At 44.4% G+C, this 16,294-nt stretch carries 15 protein-coding genes and 1 pseudogene; 10 read left to right on the top strand and 6 right to left on the bottom strand.

What is annotated here, in order from left to right:
- The first annotated feature begins 38 nt into the window (after positions 1-38).
- On the top strand, positions 39-1,487 hold the full coding sequence (locus H6F66_RS04795) for a YdiU family protein (RefSeq protein ID WP_190418747.1): 1,449 nt from the start codon (positions 39-41) through the stop codon (positions 1,485-1,487).
- 51 nt (positions 1,488-1,538) lie between these two features.
- Here the strand turns inward: H6F66_RS04795 and H6F66_RS04790 are convergent, their stop codons facing one another.
- The 3 genes from H6F66_RS04790 to H6F66_RS04780 form a co-directional block, all read right to left on the bottom strand.
- Positions 1,539-1,730 carry a hypothetical protein gene (locus H6F66_RS04790; RefSeq protein ID WP_190418745.1) on the bottom strand — a complete coding sequence of 64 codons (192 nt, stop codon included), beginning with the start codon at positions 1,728-1,730 and terminating at the stop codon, positions 1,539-1,541.
- A 221-nt stretch (positions 1,731-1,951) separates the two neighbouring features.
- Entirely contained in the window at positions 1,952-2,161 is a 210-nt protein-coding gene (locus H6F66_RS04785; RefSeq protein ID WP_190418743.1) for an RNA-binding S4 domain-containing protein, read from the bottom strand.
- Positions 2,162-2,220: 59 nt separating this feature from the next.
- Positions 2,221-2,697 carry a tryptophan-rich sensory protein gene (locus tag H6F66_RS04780; RefSeq protein WP_190418741.1) on the bottom strand — a complete coding sequence of 159 codons (477 nt, stop codon included), beginning with the start codon at positions 2,695-2,697 and terminating at the stop codon, positions 2,221-2,223.
- A 313-nt stretch (positions 2,698-3,010) separates the two neighbouring features.
- Between H6F66_RS04780 and H6F66_RS04775 the strand changes: the two genes are divergently transcribed.
- Entirely contained in the window at positions 3,011-3,763 is a 753-nt protein-coding gene (locus H6F66_RS04775; RefSeq protein WP_190418799.1) for a class I SAM-dependent methyltransferase, read from the top strand.
- Between the two features lie 15 nt (positions 3,764-3,778).
- On the opposite strand, the gene H6F66_RS04770 is transcribed toward H6F66_RS04775, so the two are convergent.
- Positions 3,779-4,042, bottom strand: coding sequence for a hypothetical protein (locus tag H6F66_RS04770; protein WP_199295384.1), 264 nt, complete (start codon positions 4,040-4,042; stop codon positions 3,779-3,781).
- A 233-nt stretch (positions 4,043-4,275) separates the two neighbouring features.
- On the opposite strand from H6F66_RS04770, the gene H6F66_RS04765 reads away from it, so the two are divergent.
- The 4 genes from H6F66_RS04765 (at position 4,276) to H6F66_RS04750 (ending at position 7,653) form a co-directional block, all read left to right on the top strand.
- Positions 4,276-4,917, top strand: coding sequence for a hypothetical protein (locus tag H6F66_RS04765; protein WP_190418739.1), 642 nt, complete (start codon positions 4,276-4,278; stop codon positions 4,915-4,917).
- Positions 4,918-4,984: 67 nt separating this feature from the next.
- Positions 4,985-5,812: a pentapeptide repeat-containing protein gene (locus H6F66_RS04760; RefSeq protein ID WP_190418737.1), complete on the top strand. Its 828-nt coding sequence runs from the start codon at positions 4,985-4,987 to the stop codon at positions 5,810-5,812.
- Between the two features lie 320 nt (positions 5,813-6,132).
- A complete protein-coding gene (locus H6F66_RS04755; protein ID WP_190418735.1) occupies positions 6,133-6,909 on the top strand; it encodes a tryptophan-rich sensory protein in 777 nt (258 codons plus the stop codon).
- 162 nt (positions 6,910-7,071) lie between these two features.
- A complete protein-coding gene (locus tag H6F66_RS04750; RefSeq protein ID WP_190418733.1) occupies positions 7,072-7,653 on the top strand; it encodes a DUF4126 domain-containing protein in 582 nt (193 codons plus the stop codon).
- Positions 7,654-7,776: 123 nt separating this feature from the next.
- Here the strand turns inward: H6F66_RS04750 and H6F66_RS27530 are convergent, their stop codons facing one another.
- Positions 7,777-8,400 carry a DUF4174 domain-containing protein gene (locus H6F66_RS27530; protein ID WP_199295383.1) on the bottom strand — a complete coding sequence of 208 codons (624 nt, stop codon included), beginning with the start codon at positions 8,398-8,400 and terminating at the stop codon, positions 7,777-7,779.
- 125 nt (positions 8,401-8,525) lie between these two features.
- Positions 8,526-9,638 carry an IS630 family transposase gene (locus tag H6F66_RS04740; protein ID WP_190418732.1) on the bottom strand — a complete coding sequence of 371 codons (1,113 nt, stop codon included), beginning with the start codon at positions 9,636-9,638 and terminating at the stop codon, positions 8,526-8,528.
- Positions 9,639-10,100: 462 nt separating this feature from the next.
- On the opposite strand from H6F66_RS04740, the gene H6F66_RS04735 reads away from it, so the two are divergent.
- From H6F66_RS04735 to H6F66_RS04720, 4 genes and pseudogenes are all read left to right on the top strand, one after another.
- Positions 10,101-10,319 carry a hypothetical protein gene (locus tag H6F66_RS04735; protein WP_190418731.1) on the top strand — a complete coding sequence of 73 codons (219 nt, stop codon included), beginning with the start codon at positions 10,101-10,103 and terminating at the stop codon, positions 10,317-10,319.
- Between the two features lie 670 nt (positions 10,320-10,989).
- Positions 10,990-12,246 (top strand): annotated as a pseudogene (locus H6F66_RS29200) (glycosyltransferase family 1 protein); the annotation flags it as partial.
- Positions 12,247-12,563: 317 nt separating this feature from the next.
- Entirely contained in the window at positions 12,564-13,784 is a 1,221-nt protein-coding gene (gene glf / locus H6F66_RS04725; RefSeq protein ID WP_190418729.1) for a UDP-galactopyranose mutase, read from the top strand.
- Between the two features lie 223 nt (positions 13,785-14,007).
- Positions 14,008-16,272 carry a family 1 glycosylhydrolase gene (locus H6F66_RS04720; RefSeq protein WP_347269340.1) on the top strand — a complete coding sequence of 755 codons (2,265 nt, stop codon included), beginning with the start codon at positions 14,008-14,010 and terminating at the stop codon, positions 16,270-16,272.
- Positions 16,273-16,294: the final 22 nt, after the last annotated feature.

Genomic DNA, 16,294 nt, shown 5'->3' with positions numbered 1-16,294 from the left:
CCTCTTGAATTTTATTTGCCTAGTATTTTTGACAGCTTATGACCCCTGAAAATTCCTTCAATCCCTTTCTCAACCTCAATTACGATCCGGCGCTGGAAGCTTTAGGCGACGATTTTTTTGATGAAGTCGCAGCAGCAGAATTTCCTAAACATATTCTGCGCTTCCGCAATGACGAATTATTACCAAAGCTAGGCCTAAAGCCAGAAGAAGTAACGGACGAAAATTTTATCGAAGCTTTCGGTAAATTTCAAGGAAGAAAACCTTTTTTGGCTTTGCGTTACCACGGGTATCAGTTTGGGGAATACAATTCTCGTTTAGGAGATGGTAGAGGATTTCTCTACGGTCAAGTGCGAGGAACCGATGGAGAACTTTATGATTTTGGAACTAAAGGTTCTGGTACTACTCCCTACTCTAGAGGTGGCGATGGTAGGCTAACGCTAAAAGGTGGAGTAAGAGAAGTTTTAGCCTCAGAAGCACTTTACTATCTAGGCGTTTATACTTCTCGCTGTCTGTCAATGATTGAAACTGGTGACGCGCTTTGGCGAGGCGACGAACCTTCTCCAACTCGGTCTTCGGTGATGGTTCGTTTTAGCCGTTCTCATATCCGTTTTGGGACATTTGAACGGTTGCATAATTTCGGTCGAAAAGATTTAATTCAACAGCTTTTAGATCATGTAATCGTGCAATATTATCCCCACCTCAAAGATAAGCAAGACCGCTATGCACTTTTTTACGCAGAGTTAGTGCAACGAGTGGCGAGACTTGTTGCTCAATGGATGTCCGTGGGTTTTTGTCATGCTGTTTTGAACACAGATAATATGTCAATTACTGGGGAAAGTTTTGATTATGGCCCCTTCGCCTTTATTGACACGTATAATCCGCAATTTACTGCGGCATACTTTGACTATTACGGGCGTTATAGTTACGGCAATCAACCGGGAATTTGCAAGTTGAATTTAGAAATGCTTCAAGACCCGCTATCAGCCGTGATTCCGGTTGAAGAGATGGACATTATTTTAAAGGAGTTTGACGAGCATTATTACCAGACTTACAATGAGCGAATGCTGAATAAGTTGGGTTTTGCAAATCTGGCTCAGCCGGAAGCTGAAGAATTGCTGATGTCAACTCTAACATTGCTGCAAAAAACTCAAGTAGGTTATCACACTTTCTTTTCAGAACTGACCGAACAGTTTAACCGCAATTGGCGCGACGATGCGGCAAATATTCTGAAATCAGATAGCTTTTTAAATTCAAGTGAGGCGACAGGATTATTAGAAGCTTGGCGAAATTTATATCTGCAAATTTTGCTTAGCTTACCAGAGAGCGAGATGGATAATATGCTTGAGCGGTTGCAGCGTCATAATCCAAAAACTGTGTTACTTAGACCAGAAATAGAGGCAGTTTGGGAGAAAATTGATCAAGAAGATAATTGGGAACCTTTTTATCAATTGATTTCGCGGCTACGATTTCATCAGGATGCGGCGTAATACTCGTAATCGTTCCCAGGCGGCCGCCTGGGAACGATTATAAATCACTTATTATTCCTCATTTGGTCGTTGAGTAGCAGCCTCATTTGCTGGCGCTTCGTCAAGTCTTGTTGAATCGCTAGCTTCATTAATAACACCCTGGGGAGCTGGTGTAGATTCATCAGCAGCAGCATTAATCAAACCCTCAGCATTTGTGTTGGGTTTTGCTGAAGCACCTTTATGGCTGGCATGACCGCTAGGCATAACTATGTCCTCAATTATGTTAACTCTACACTCCAACTTAAACTTATTTGGTGTCAGAAATACCCTATCTTGAGGCTTAAATTTAACCTATAAATTATCACAAATGTTGTGTATTTAATTGTATATATCTACACTTAGAGAGAGTCGTCAGTTATCTGTTACTTCTGACAACTGACAAAAATTGATTAATTGATATTTCCAATTAAATCCGCTACAAGTTATCAGGAATTTTTCAAATTAACCTCAAAAGTTTGGCCTCCCACCGTCACGCGATCGCCTGATACTAGCTGCCGTCCGCGTCTGGTTTCCAGCGTACCGTTGACTAAAACTTCACCATCTTGAATCCTTAGCTTGGCTTCGCCGCCAGTCATCACTACACCTGAAAACTTCAAAAACTGATCCAGCTTAATTGTGTTGTCGCTTTTCGTCATACTTGGCGATGAATGGCATACTGCTTACTACCATCTAATTTTAGTTGTAGAAAGGCAACTTATGCAGCATCAGGATTAAGCTGAGTCATTTTCCAGGTACTATAAGTACCAATCGGACTCCAAACCAAATAAGGAATTAGTAGCGCCGCCGCCGAACTAGAAATCGGCAATACAGAGAGTGTCAACAGGATAGCTACAATTAATCCAGCACCTCCGATAATTGTACCAACACTAAGATTTCTCAGTCTCAGAGTAGCTGGAATGTAAGTTACTGTAACTACTTCTACTAACAGATAGGTTGCCATTAATAACCAAGTTTTGAGACTTCCTGGGTCTTTATCCCAGATAATAGAAGCACTTATGGCTCCGCTTAAGAAAATGAGATTCCAGATTACGGGAATTGCTGGCTCAAAAACTACTAACCACTTTGGTAAGCGTAGGTGAGTTGCCCACTTAACATCACGCGGTTTAATAAAAAAACTACCAAAGGAAACTAAAAAGGTGATGCCTACAATAACCATCCACGATTTAATCATTTTTTTAACCTTTATTTGTGATAACTGAACTTGAAAACAACCCTTGGCGAGGGTTATAAAGCCATGTTGTCAAGTTTAAAAATAAATTTAATCAGTCTTTAGTGCGAAAGCAGGGATAAAGTAGATCCGCAAGTCGGGGTTTTGTAAGATGGGAAGCGATCGCTATAATAAATCCACCCCTAGACAAACATCAGCAATCAGCGATCGCTCAAAATCAGGGCTGCTTCATGCTAATATCGTCGGCAAGGAAGCGTTTTTGTCATCTATCCTTAAGGTAGAAATCGCCAGAATTTTAAACAGCAAATATCGTCTCATGTCTAAATTTCCGGAAAAACCGTTTCAGCAAAACAGCTTCGCCTCACTCAGCGCCCAAAGTGCAGATGACCATCAATCAGAGAGATTGTACGCCCAAAGACAGGCAGATTTAGCTATTCGCTTCAATAAACAGTATCAGAGTGCAGCCTTTGAATTGCCGGAAGAAGTTGAAGCAATGCCAATTTTTCAAGAGTGGGTAGCAGGTACACTTACCCAAAAAATCACTTCTCCATTCTGGGAAATTGCCCAACCTCAAAAAAATCAACGCTGTTTAGATATTGGCTGTGGCGTTAGCTTTTTAATCTATCCTTGGCGGGATTGGGGAGCATATTTTTATGGTCAAGAAATCAGCACCGTGGCCCGCGATGCACTCAATTCTCGCGGTTCCCAGTTAAACTCGAAGCTGTTCAAAGGTGTTGAGTTGGGTTCAGCCCAGCAGTTAAAATACGAAAATGATTTTTTTGACTTAGCGATCGCAACCGGATGGAGTTGTTATTTTCCCCTCGATTACTGGGAAATCGCGATGAACGAAGTCAAGCGAGTGCTGAAACCCGGCGGTATATTTGTTTTTGACATTCTCAACCAAGAAAGTCCCTTATCGGAAGATTGGGCGGTTCTAGAAACCTATTTAGGTGCAGAGGTGTTTCTCTCGCCTATCGCAGAGTGGGAAAAAATCATTAAAGCTACCGGAGCAAAAATTGTCAAGCGGAAATCCGGCGAGTTATTTGAATTGTACAAAGTTCAATTTTGAACCCAGAAAAATAGTCTAGCTGACAACTGCCCAAGCGTAGGTAATGATTCCCAGAACTGCTACACCAACAATGATTTCAGGTTGCTGTGACCACTTGGCGCGAAAGCTACTCACAAAATAGCTCAATGCTTGCTTGCGCGATCGCCCTAATTCGGTCATGAGCAATTTTACTTTAGCATCCACCTCCTGAAGAGAAACTTCCCCTTTTTTATAGGCAGCTTCTAACTCATCTAATTTCCGCCAATAGTCTCTGGTATCTTCTAAAAGATCAGCTATCATAAATCGCTCCGTCTGTCTAGCGTTATTAACTTATGTAAATAATCTAACGCGGCTATCTGGGCGGTTGTGTCTGTAAATGGATAGAACCATCGTCTATAGATGGGTAGAACTACCACGATTGAAAAAACTTACAGCCCCGGAAATTGGCGAAGCCCATCAACAGCCGATATTTTTACTGATTCCGGTATCAAGGTAAACTCTTAAGTTGCACCATATTGTCCGGAGAAAAAACCTTGGGCATAGAACTACGCAGTTACGTATTTCTAGACAGCTTGCAGCCACAGCACGCAGCTTACATTGGTACAGTGGCGCTAGGCTTCTTGCCATTGCCAGGAGATGCGTCGCTGTGGATTGAAATCTCGCCAGGGATCGAAATCAACCGGATTACCGATGTCGCCCTAAAATCCGCTTCTGTACGTCCAGGGGTGCAGGTTGTTGAGCGACTTTATGGACTTCTAGAAATTCATTCCAGCACGCAAGGCGAGACGCGGGCCGCTGGGAGAGCAATTTTAGACGCACTGGGAGTCAAAAGAGAAGAATGTCTCAAACCGCGAGTCGTTTCTAGCCAAATTATCCGCAACATAGACGCGCACCAAACACAACTAATTAATCGCACCCGACGCGGACAGCTGCTACTAGCAGGACAAACACTTTATGTATTAGAAGTAGAACCAGCCGCTTATGCAGCACTAGCGGCGAACGAAGCGGAGAAAGCCGCCGCGATTAACATCCTTGAGGTTAATGCTGTCGGAAGCTTCGGTCGCCTCTACCTGGGTGGAAAAGAACAAGATATTTTAGCGGGTGCTGATGGGGCGCTGGCGGCGATTGAAAACGTGCTTGGGAGGCAAAATCCTGCCGCTATGCGTAAGGAATAATTTTTTGGATTTATATAAAACCACTCTGTTCTAGATTACCCAACAAATATTACCAAACCAAACAGATATGTCTATACAGCATCTTGCCCTACTTAAAGAAGGTGCAGTCAAATGGATTGAGTGGAGAAGGCAAAACCCAGAGATAGAACCAGACCTCAGCGAAGCGAATCTCAGAGGGGCGAACCTCAGAGGCGCAAGCTTGCGAGGAGTAAACCTCAGAAAAGCCGATCTCTGCAAAGCTAAACTGATCACCGCGAACCTTAGCCATGCGAATCTGGCTCATGCGAACCTTCAAGAAGCCCAACTCATGGACGCTAACCTTCAAGAAGCGGATTTCAGCATTGCGAACCTAAGCGAAGCTAACCTCAGAGATGCTGATCTGGGTAACGCTAACCTGATCGGCGCTGACCTGAGAATGGTTAACCTAAAAGGAGCTAACCTCAGCAATGCGAACTTGATCGGCGCTGACCTCAGAGAAGCTAACCTCAGCGGTGCTGATCTGGGTGGAGCAAAACTGGGAAGGTCGAATCTGTGTGAGGCTAACCTAATCGCAGCTAACTTGATTGAAGCTGACCTCACAGGAGCTAACCTCTACAATGCTGAACTCCTGGGGGCCTACCTTTACAAGGCTAACCTCCACAAAGCTAACTTGAGTGAAGCGCACCTTAGTAAGGCTTACGTTTTCCGGGCTAACTTGAGCGAAGCTGACTTTTACGCAGCTGATTTGAGATGGGCTAACCTGGTGCGGACTACGCTGGCTGGTGCTAACCTCAGCAAAGCCAATCTCAGAGGCGCTAATTTGACAGCAGCTGACCTCACAGGCGCTAATCTCACAGGCGCTAACCTCACAGGCGCTAATCTCCAAAGGGCAATTTTGCCTAATGGCACAACCTAAATTGGTTGTAAACCGTAGACAAACCGAAGAGCCTATCTAAGCTAGAAACGCGATAATAATATATAGCAATTCAAGGGTTGGGTGCGATACATCTGTAGGGACATGGCATTGTCATGTCCCTACCAAGGTCGCCCGAAGGTCTCAATTGCGATATATTCCACCCAACTGAGAAACGTTATATAGCAGTCCTATTTGATTCGTAAAAAAACGAACTGCTCCAGGCGCAGAGGGCGCTCCAGAGATAAAAGAGACAGGTCTACAACCTATTTAGGATTGCTATATCGCGGCTTAAGCAGTCTGTGTTTGAGGTATTTATCTATATGAATTCAGTCAATAAGCCCTTTGATTCAAATTTGATTCTGCAATGGGTCAATTTGATTGCTGTCCTCGCTGCTTTCGGTATCAATGTATATGCCAATGTTTCTCCGCCTAATGGATTAACAATTGGCGAAGTTTCCAATACTTTCTTTAGTAATGTGCAAATTATCCCCGCCAATTATGCTTTTGCAATTTGGGGTCTGATTTATTTGGGGTTAATTAGCTTTGGCGTATATCAGGTACTTCCTAACCAACGGCAAAATCCTCTGCTGCGGCGGATTGGCTATCTTTTAGCAGTAGCTAGTATTGCTCAAATTGTGTGGGTGTTTCTTTTTGTATATCAATTTTTCGCGCTTTCGGTGGTAGCGATGCTTTTTATTTTGCTACCTCTGATTGGAATTTATCTGCGGTTGGGAATTGGTACGGAAAGAGTATCGCGCAAAGAGTTGTGGTTGGTTCATACTCCTTTGAGTATTTATCTAGGTTGGATTAGCGTGGCGACGATTGTCAATGTGGCGAGTACACTTTACAGTTTAGGCTGGAATGGTTGGGGTATCAGTCCCCAAGCGTGGACAGTAATTATGCTGCTAGTAGGGGGAGCGATCGCTGCTACTATTGCTAAAACGCGATCTGACATTGCCTTTCCCCTGGTAATCATCTGGGCTTATGTAGCGATCGCAGTACGTCAAGCTAATCAACCACTAATTGCTGCAACAGCGGTAGGATTAGCTTTAGCCTTGGGGTTGTTAGTTTTGTTAAGAAGGATGCGCCGCTTATAATCAGCGCAATATTAACCCCGTTTTTAAGGATGGTTCTAATCTGTAAAGTTGCACCAAAACTTAAAATCAGCGATATTGCAATATGTTACTCAAAAAGTAGGAAACATCTAAAAGAAATTTTTCTTAAGCTAGTAATGTGTGTTTCCGCATTTTGAAGTAGCTATGGATACTCTGTTAACTATTGCAATTGGCATCGGTTTGAGTGCGGCTTGCGGCTTTCGGATTTTTGTACCGCCGCTGGTAATGAGTATTGCTGCACTTTTTGGACATTTGCCACTTTCACAGAACTTTGAGTGGGTAGGAACTTATCCGGCGTTGGAGGCGTTTGCTGTAGCGACTTGCGTTGAGATTGCGGCTTACTATATTCCGTGGGTGGATAATTTACTCGATACTGTTTCTACACCGACTGCGATCGCTGTGGGAACTTCCATCGTTGCAGCCTTAATTCCCAACACTGATCCTTTATTGCAGTGGACAATAGCGGTAATTGCTGGTGGCGGTTCGGCGGGACTTGTGCAAGCATTTACGGCAATGACTCGCTTATCTTCAACAGCGCTGACGGTGGGAATTGGCAATGCCGTTGTTTCTACAGTTGAAGCAGCTAGTTCGATTATTTTGTCGATATTAGCAATTTTTATGCCTATCGTGGCTGTGGGCTTGGTAGCAGCATTGTTAATTTTAATTGTCAGGAAAGGATGGCAAAGTTTAGCGATGAAAAGTTTGGTAAAAACGCCTAACGAGTAAACTCTAGGGCGAATAAAGAAAGCCTGCCTACGCTACGGCTGATGTTAAGCCCACGCAGGCGGGCTTATCTTGTGGAGCATCATCGACCCTTTAAGGTGCGACCGTGTGGGGTGTATCTGCTATTTAACTGCGCCGTTGTTGCATCTCTTGGCGGCGCATAGGCATGGCATCAATTTGCTTAAAAATAATATCAGGCGTGACTGGAGATTTATCCCGGCGCTTTTGCGTACCATCCTTACCCACTAGGATGACACTAAATTCCTCAGAAGTAATATTAAATCGGTTGCGGAGTTGAGCCGCCGTCGATTCATCAATAATTTGGTTTTCAATGCGGCTTTCACCTTCTTTGAACAACTCAATTACGAGTAAATCTCTGTCATTTAATCCCGCAGCTTGTCTCTGAAGTAGCTGCATTTGCTGTTGGTAATTGGGGCTACTTTCTGTAGGGGCAAAAACCAATAATAGCCGATTTTTCCATTGATAGGAGCCAAGATTGAACATTGGTTTAGGTGGTTGTGCGCTGGCTACTTCTTTATAGGATTGTTCCGTATTTTCCAGCGGCAACAGGCTGGTAATTGCAGTTGCTGTCGAACCAGCCGATTGAGCAACTGGTTGCTCAATGCGGGTTAAGGTCATAGTCGAGCAGCTAGAGGCGAGGTAAGCCAGCAGCCCCAGAATAAGCGATCGCGTAATCATTTTAATACTATAGCCATCCGACGTGTTTTGTGATTTTGTAGACCGATACATTTTAATGCTAACTAATATCGCAATCTTCTTTGAGTTGTGAGCTAGGGCTTCAGATACCCGACTTCTTACAGAAGTCGGGTATCTCGCCTTCACGAATCATTGAGGAGTGCTAAGCTGTTGCGCTTTTAAATTACGTTAATAGAATCCCCTTTGTTTTTAAGCTTACGCTCCCACTTAATAATTAACTCACCTTCATTTAGAAGTCGATGTAATAAATACTCAAGTTCTTCAATAGAGGTAAAAAGACGATTAGCCACATATTCTTTTGCCGAATGCCACACTAATTCAATTAAGTTATAATCTGGACTATATTCCGGGAGGAATTCCAAATGAATATTGGGCATTCCTTCTTCGATTTTTTTAAGGATGTCTGATTTTTTATGAAAACTAGCATTATCTAATATAATCACTATTTTTGCACCCCTAAGGGCAAAGTCTTGTTCTTGATTACCCGCTTCTATCCACTCATTTATAACTTCTTTATAAAAGATTTTTAAGACTTCATAGAAGTTTCTAGAATTCCCTTTGTTCAAAAATTCTACAAATCTTTTCTTATCGGAATATCTTAGCCCACCCATGACATTTATTCTCCCTTTTCTTCTTCGTCCGCTGACTGACTTCCGTTTTCCCTTTTTCGTCCAATTTTTTCTTCTTATCACGCTTAAACTAAATCCGCTTTCATCCCAGAACCATACCTGTAAACGTTCTGGGTTCTCCCTAGCTATTTTCAAATACTCGGATAATTTATTTTTAAATGCTTGTCTTTTTTCAACATCCCATTTATCCTCTAAGCTGTACTTCGCCCAAAGGTAAACGTACTTTTTTTTTTCTAATATCCTTCTTACTTGTGAGCTACTCAAGCCAAGCCCGGTAATTTCTTCTAAATACACAGCCAATCTTTTTGTTGTCCATCTGCCAAATTCATATCCTAATTCTTTTGGGTCTTTGTCAATCGTTTCCAGTAAGATATCAATATATTTATCTGTGGCTTTTCTATTATTACCTTGCATTCTTCTATCTTTTAAGCTTTCCAGATTTTCTGGGTCGCCATGCACACACCAATAGGAGACTTTTTTCAGGGAACAGCCAATAAATTCTGCTATGTTGGCTTGGATTCTCCCATCATTCAACAATAATAATATTAAAATTCTTTCTCTAATATCTGCATTCTCTTCCTCTTTTAAAGCTATTTGCAGTTTTTCTTTTTGCTCTTTTTGGAGATAGTTTTTGGCAGGCATTGCTTCTTTACCTTACGGACAAATAAATTGATTATACGTTATTTAACTGCACAACAGCTTATATCTGCTTTTTCTAACCCAATTCTGATTTTTATATAAATTCTACCAATCGAGATAACCTTGTTGATAAAACATTCATGGCATTGAAATAAATTTCTCTTCTTAAAGCTTAAACCCCTAAAACGGGTTGGAACATTTATTTGGGAATCGTGACGATGGCCTTATTTATGAAGCCGTGTATACGCTTTCGCGACTTCTCGCAGAGTACCTTAGTTGAGGGCCCAAGGAATGCAAGAAGTCTACTAACCGAGATGTATTAAGAGTAAACGCTCTAACGCACCGTTTTGGGCGATATTTTCAGGGTTTTCCCAGCCTACTATTGACTTGAGAATTTTGTGGAATTGTGCAGAATAGCAGCGATCGCGTTTGTATAAGGATAACTGCTGTGAGTGAAAGGGATTTTTGCAATTGAAACGCAGTATTGGCAGAAGAAAGCGCTCTAAAAAAATAACAAAGGTCGCATGGAAACGTTTAGCTATTACCGCCGGGGCCGGGTTATTGACAGTTTGGGCGTTAGTTTTCGCCTATGATGCGTGGCAAAAACGAGATGGTTGGTGCGTGAAGTTATTCTATCCAGATGGAACAACCAAAGAGTTTTATCAGGATGAATGTCAGCAATGAAAATTTGCGCGATCGCATCCTGTTAAGCGGCTCTATCTTTACCAATTACAACGCAAAATGAGATTACTATATCAAATCCGAGCTTTGTCTGCAACTCCCTATCAGCCGAGCTTTTATGGCTTATCGGGAAACCTTATAGTCAAAAGCAACTGTGCGATCGCGTGCTTAGTTGTTCCAATTTTCTGACTGATTGGCAACAGCGCGATCGCTCCCCTCGGAATGCAGCAGCAAAAAGCTATTCCACCTATTTTTATGGCATTTTACCTGGGAATAATGCCCTTTACACAGCATTCTTTGTATTCTATAGCACAAAATTATTTTACATCCCGCCCTTTCTTTAGAAAGACTAGCAAGCCGCTCTAGTAAAGCCTAAGACCAACGATAGTCTTTTTTAGCATTTACATAAAATTCATCCTTCAGGGAGAAGGAAACGGCAGACTTATCAGGTAAATTTACATACAGTACCAAGCTGTTTTTAATAAATGCTTGGCAAGTTAAGACACGGTTCGCAAAGCGCTAGTTGGTGCTTTATTACGTTTGTTATTGCTGTTTCTGAAGAATGAAGGCTGCAAAAAATGCCATGTTTTACTTTCTGAATTAGCTTTTCCCTTTCAAGGGTAAGACAATTTTGGAAGCCATATTTCGATTATATAACTATCCGAGGCTAGTTATGTCCCAACAGGAAAAAAAAGTGAACAATAGTGTTAGCAGTGTTGGAGCATGGGAAATAGAAAATTCTTCTAAAACTGCACCCGAATCGCCATCCCTAAATGCATCATCAAAGTTGAAGTTTGATTTTCCTAAATCTTCCTTTTCAGATACACCGGATCTGGTGTGCTTGTCGCATTTACGTTGGAATTTTGTCTATCAGCGACCTCAGCATCTCCTAAGCCGCTTTAGCAAGCAGCGACGTGTATTTTTTATCGAAGAGCCAATTTTTAGTGCCGATGCCGAGGGGCGAATTGATATTAGCATCGGTGAAGATGGAGTCTGCGTTGTAGTGCCGCACCTGAGAGAAGGACTGAGTGAAGAAGCAGTAAAAACCACTCAACAGGTGATGTTAGATGATTTGTTTGATGCAGCGCAGATTAGCGACTACATCCTCTGGTACTATACGCCGATGGCTATGGGGTTCTCGCGCCACTTAGAGCCGCAGGTTGTTGTCTATGACTGCATGGACGAGCTATCTGCATTTAAGGGAGCGCCACCTGCCCTAAAAGACCTGGAAGCTGAACTATTCAGCCGTGCAGACTTGGTATTTACAGGCGGACAAAGTATTTACGAGAGCAAGCGTAACCAGCACCCGAACGTCTACGCATTTCCGAGTAGCATTGACAAAGCGCACTTTGCACAATGTCGAGACGTTGAACGCAAAGTTACACAAGAACCAGCAGATCAAGTGGATATTCCCCACCCGCGTCTGGGATTTTTTGGGGTGATAGACGAGCGCATGGACATCGACTTGCTTGGTGGCATTGCCGAAGCGCGTCCTGACTGGCATTTAGTTATTATTGGTCCAGTTGTCAAAATAGATCCAGAAGTTTTGCCACGCCACCCCAATATTCATTATCTGGGTGGCAAATCTTATCAAGAGTTGCCTGCATATATTGCTGGATGGGATGTGGCATTGTTGCCTTTTGCTCATAACGAGTCAACACGCTTTATTAGTCCCACAAAAACCCCAGAATACCTCGCTGCTGGTAAACCAGTGGTGTCTACTTCCATCCGCGATGTGGTGCGTCCTTACGGGGATATGGGTTTGGTACAGATTGCAGACACAGTACCAGATTTTGTTGCCGCAGTTGAGACGGCGTTGAATCAATCTCACGAATCTGAGTGGCTGAACAAGGTGGATGAGTTTTTAGCCGACAATTCTTGGGATTCTACTTGGGGAAGAATGATGCAGCTGGTGGAAGGTGTAATCAGCAACGCAAGTGTGTCTTCTAAAGAGGCGTTAACGCCGGATATGCAAAGCGTTTCCACAGGCTAAGAGAGTCAAGATGCTGCCGCGCGAGGATAAGGTTTGCATTCTCAGAGTGGGGTAGTCCACTTTACAAACGCAAATTAAATCGCGGTATTTCTAGAGTTTGTTCCATTTTGGTCAGATATAACTTTGAAAGTGCCTTTTCGAGTAAGTTGCACAAGGCTGAGTTTTCAAAGTTGAAGAGGTTGTTACTGTACGTAGCTGGTATTTTTTTATGCCAGCAAGATTCCTAATCGCAATTCAAAAGGCGGAATAAAAAAATGTTTGATTATCTCATTGTTGGGGCTGGTTTTGCTGGAAGCGTTTTGGCTGAGAGGCTGGCGAGTCAGGCAGGAAAGAAGATTCTGATTGTAGACAAGCGATCGCATATTGGTGGCAACGCTTACGACCACTACAATGATGATGGCATTCTCGTACACAAGTACGGCCCGCACATCTTCCACACCAACTCCCGCCAAGTTTTCGAGTACCTTTCAAACTTCACCGAGTGGCGTTCTTACGAACATCGCGTACTAGCTAGTGTAGACGGTCAATTAGTTCCAATTCCCATTAACCTCGATACCGTAAATAAACTTTACGGACTAAATCTCACCTCCTTTCAACTTGAAGAGTTCTTTGCGTCGGTTGCGGAAAAGAAAGAATATATCCGCACTTCGGAGGATGTAGTTGTTAGCAAAGTCGGACGGGAACTTTACGAGAAGTTCTTCCGTGGTTACACCCGCAAACAATGGGATCTCGACCCCTCGGAACTTGACAAATCAGTTACGGCTCGCGTACCAACTCGCACCAACCGCGACGACCGATACTTTACCGATACTTATCAGGCGATGCCATTGCACGGCTATACCCGGATGTTCGAGAAAATGTTGTCTCACCCGAACATCAAAATCATGCTCAACACCGATTATCGGGAAATTCAGCAGATAATGCCGTATCGGGAGATGATTTACACCGGGCCAGTTGATGCTTACTTTGATTTCCGCTATGGCAAGCTTCCCTACCGTTCCCTAGAGTTCAAGCACGAAACCCTCAACCAGCCAAACCATCAACCAACCGGGACGGTAAACTATCCCAACGAGCAGCTATATACCCGGATAACAGAGTTTAAGTATCTGACGGGACAAGAGCATCCTAAAACTAGCCTTGTGTACGAGTACCCCCGCGCCGAGGGAGATCCTTACTACCCAGTACCGCGTCCAGAAAACGCTGAAGTTTACAAGAAATATAAGGAACTGGCTGATGCAACTCCTGGTGTGCATTTCGTGGGGCGGCTAGCGACTTACAAGTATTACAACATGGATCAAGTGGTCGCTCAAGCTCTTTCCATCCACGAAAAGATCAGCACAAAACTACCTTTAGAACTAGAACCAGTAGAAGGTAGAAGCGGCTATACCCAGAATGTTAGTCTCAACGAAATTGTTGAGCAACGCCCACAGGCGGAAACGGTGACAGCAAACGGTAATGGGAAAAGCAGTCATTAGTCATTAGTCATTAGTCATGGGTTATTAGTCATTGTTCTGTAGGGTGGGTGATGCCCACCTTACCCGTGACTAATGGTGGACATTACCTAATGTACCTGTGACGCGACAGCGAATTAATGAGGAGTGAAAAATGACAAAAGCATCATTAGATTGGCAAATAGGAATTAAGAATTCTGAATTAATTCAAGATTCCAAATTCAAAAATCAAAAATCAAAATTGGAGATGTGGGCGGGCCTAGAGTGTACCGTTAATCGCGTAGGCGATCGCTATTTCAACCAGATGGAGCGCAACGGTCACGGAACCCGGTTGGATGACCTGAACTTGTTTGCCGAACTCGGCGTGACTGCCATTCGCTACCCGGTGCTGTGGGAACTAACTGCCCCCGAAGGGCCAGATAAGGCAGATTGGTCGTGGGCGGATGAGCGACTGGGACGTTTGCAAGAACTAGGCATCACTCCGATTGTCGGCTTAGTTCACCACGGTAGCGGCCCGCGTCATACTAGCCTGATTGATCCATCCTTTGCGACTGGGCTGGCAGAGTTTGCCCACGCGGTTGCTGAGCGTTATCCTTGGGTGGAAAATTACACGCCTGTCAACGAGCCTTTGACTACGGCGCGTTTTAGCGGATTATATGGTCACTGGTATCCTCACGGCCGGGATGCTTTAACTTTCATTCAAGCGTTGTTGACGCAGTGCCGCGCTGTTATTCTTTCGATGCAGGCGATTCGTCAAATTAACCCAGCTGCAAAGTTGGTGCAAACGGAAGACTTGTGTAAAGTTTTCAGTACGCCGAAGATGGCGTATCAGGCAGAGTTTGAAAATGAGCGTCGCTGGCTGAGTTTCGATCTGCTGTGTGGTCGCCTGAACCAAGCTCATCCGCTTTGGTCATATCTGCGTAAGGTGGTGGGGATCGATGAAGCTGATCTTGAGTGGTTTCTGGAAAATCCCTGTCCGCCGGACATAATGGGCATTAATCATTACTTGACAAGCGATCGCTTCCTTGATGAGCGCCTTGACCGTTATCCTAGTTGGACGCATGGAAGCAACGGGCGGGATCAATACGCAGATGTAGAAGCGGTGCGGGTTTGCACCGAAGGGATAGCAGGGCCGCGTACACTCATCAAAGAAGTATGGGAACGCTACGAAATAGCGATCGCAGTCACCGAAGTACACCACGGTTGCACCCGCGAAGAGCAGTTGCGTTGGCTTAAGGAAGTTTGGGATGCCGCAAACACTGTGCGTTCCGAAGGCATAGACTTGCGTGCCATCACTGCTTGGTCGCTGTTGGGTTCCTACGACTGGAATAGCCTGGTGACTAGGGATGAAGGCCACTATGAGCCTGGGGTATTCGACTTGCGATCGCCTCACCCGCGTCCCACAGCAATTGCCCGAATGATCCGCGACTTGGCAAAAGGTGAGACATGCGAGCATCCGCTTCTTGATGTACCTGGTTGGTGGTGGCGATCCCAGCGACTTCTCTATCCTCCAGTAAGTTGCAATTCGGGACTGGGAACTGGCGAAGAAGGGTCTGGGTACTTAGGACTTGGGACTTGGGAAGATAAGAACACTTCCTCCTCACCAATTTCTAATTCCCAATTCCGAGAAAATCCACAATCCAAAATCCAAAATCCACAATCCCTCCGTCCTCTTTTAATCTCAGGAGCAACCGGGACGCTAGGAAATGCTTTTGCTCGACTGTGCGACCTTCGGGGTATTCCATACCATCTCTTAACACGCAGAGAGATGGATATTGCTAACCCTGCCTCTGTTGATAGTGTATTAACAGAGTTGAAGCCTTGGGCAATTGTCAACGCCGCCGGATATGTTCGCGTAGATGATGCCGAACTAGAACCTGATGCTTGCCGACGCGAAAATGCCGACGGGCCAGCAGTTTTAGCCGAACGTTGCGCTCGGCATGGAGTGCAACTGCTTACCTTCTCATCGGATCTTGTTTTCGATGGAGTTTCTACCTCTCCCTACGTTGAAAGCGATGCTGTTACACCGCTTAACGTCTACGGACGCAGCAAAGCTGAAGCTGAGGTGCGTGTCTTACAAGCCTTGCCCTCAGCACTTGTAATCCGTACCAGCGCCTTCTTTGGGCCGTGGGACGAGTATAACTTTATCACCGTTGCCCTACGGACGCTCTCCGCTGGAAAGCCTTTCGTAGCGGTAGAGGATGAGGTTATCTCACCTACATACATTCCGGATCTTGTCAATACCAGCCTCGATCTTTTAATTGATGGCGAGTACGGCTTGTGGCACATCGCTAACTCAGGCGAGAGTTCCTGGGCTGATTTGGCAAGGTTTGCGGCTAGATGCGCTCGTCTCGATGCCAAGCAGGTTGAAGCTCGTCCCATGCAAGTCCAACTATTGGCACCGCGTCCAAAGTACAGCGTTCTGACTAGCGAAAGGGGTGTTTTGCTGCCATCTCTAGAGAATGCGATCGCTCGCTATTTCCAGGAGTGCAAGCTGCCACTTTTGGCATAACAAATGCACATAAATCTGTTGT

It is taken from the genome of Trichocoleus sp. FACHB-6, from assembly GCF_014695815.1.
Classification (GTDB): Bacteria; Cyanobacteriota; Cyanobacteriia; order Cyanobacteriales; family FACHB-T130; genus Funiculus; species Funiculus sociatus.
The sequence above is the reverse complement of the archived record's forward strand: the minus strand, read 5'-3'. Positions and strand labels throughout refer to the sequence as shown.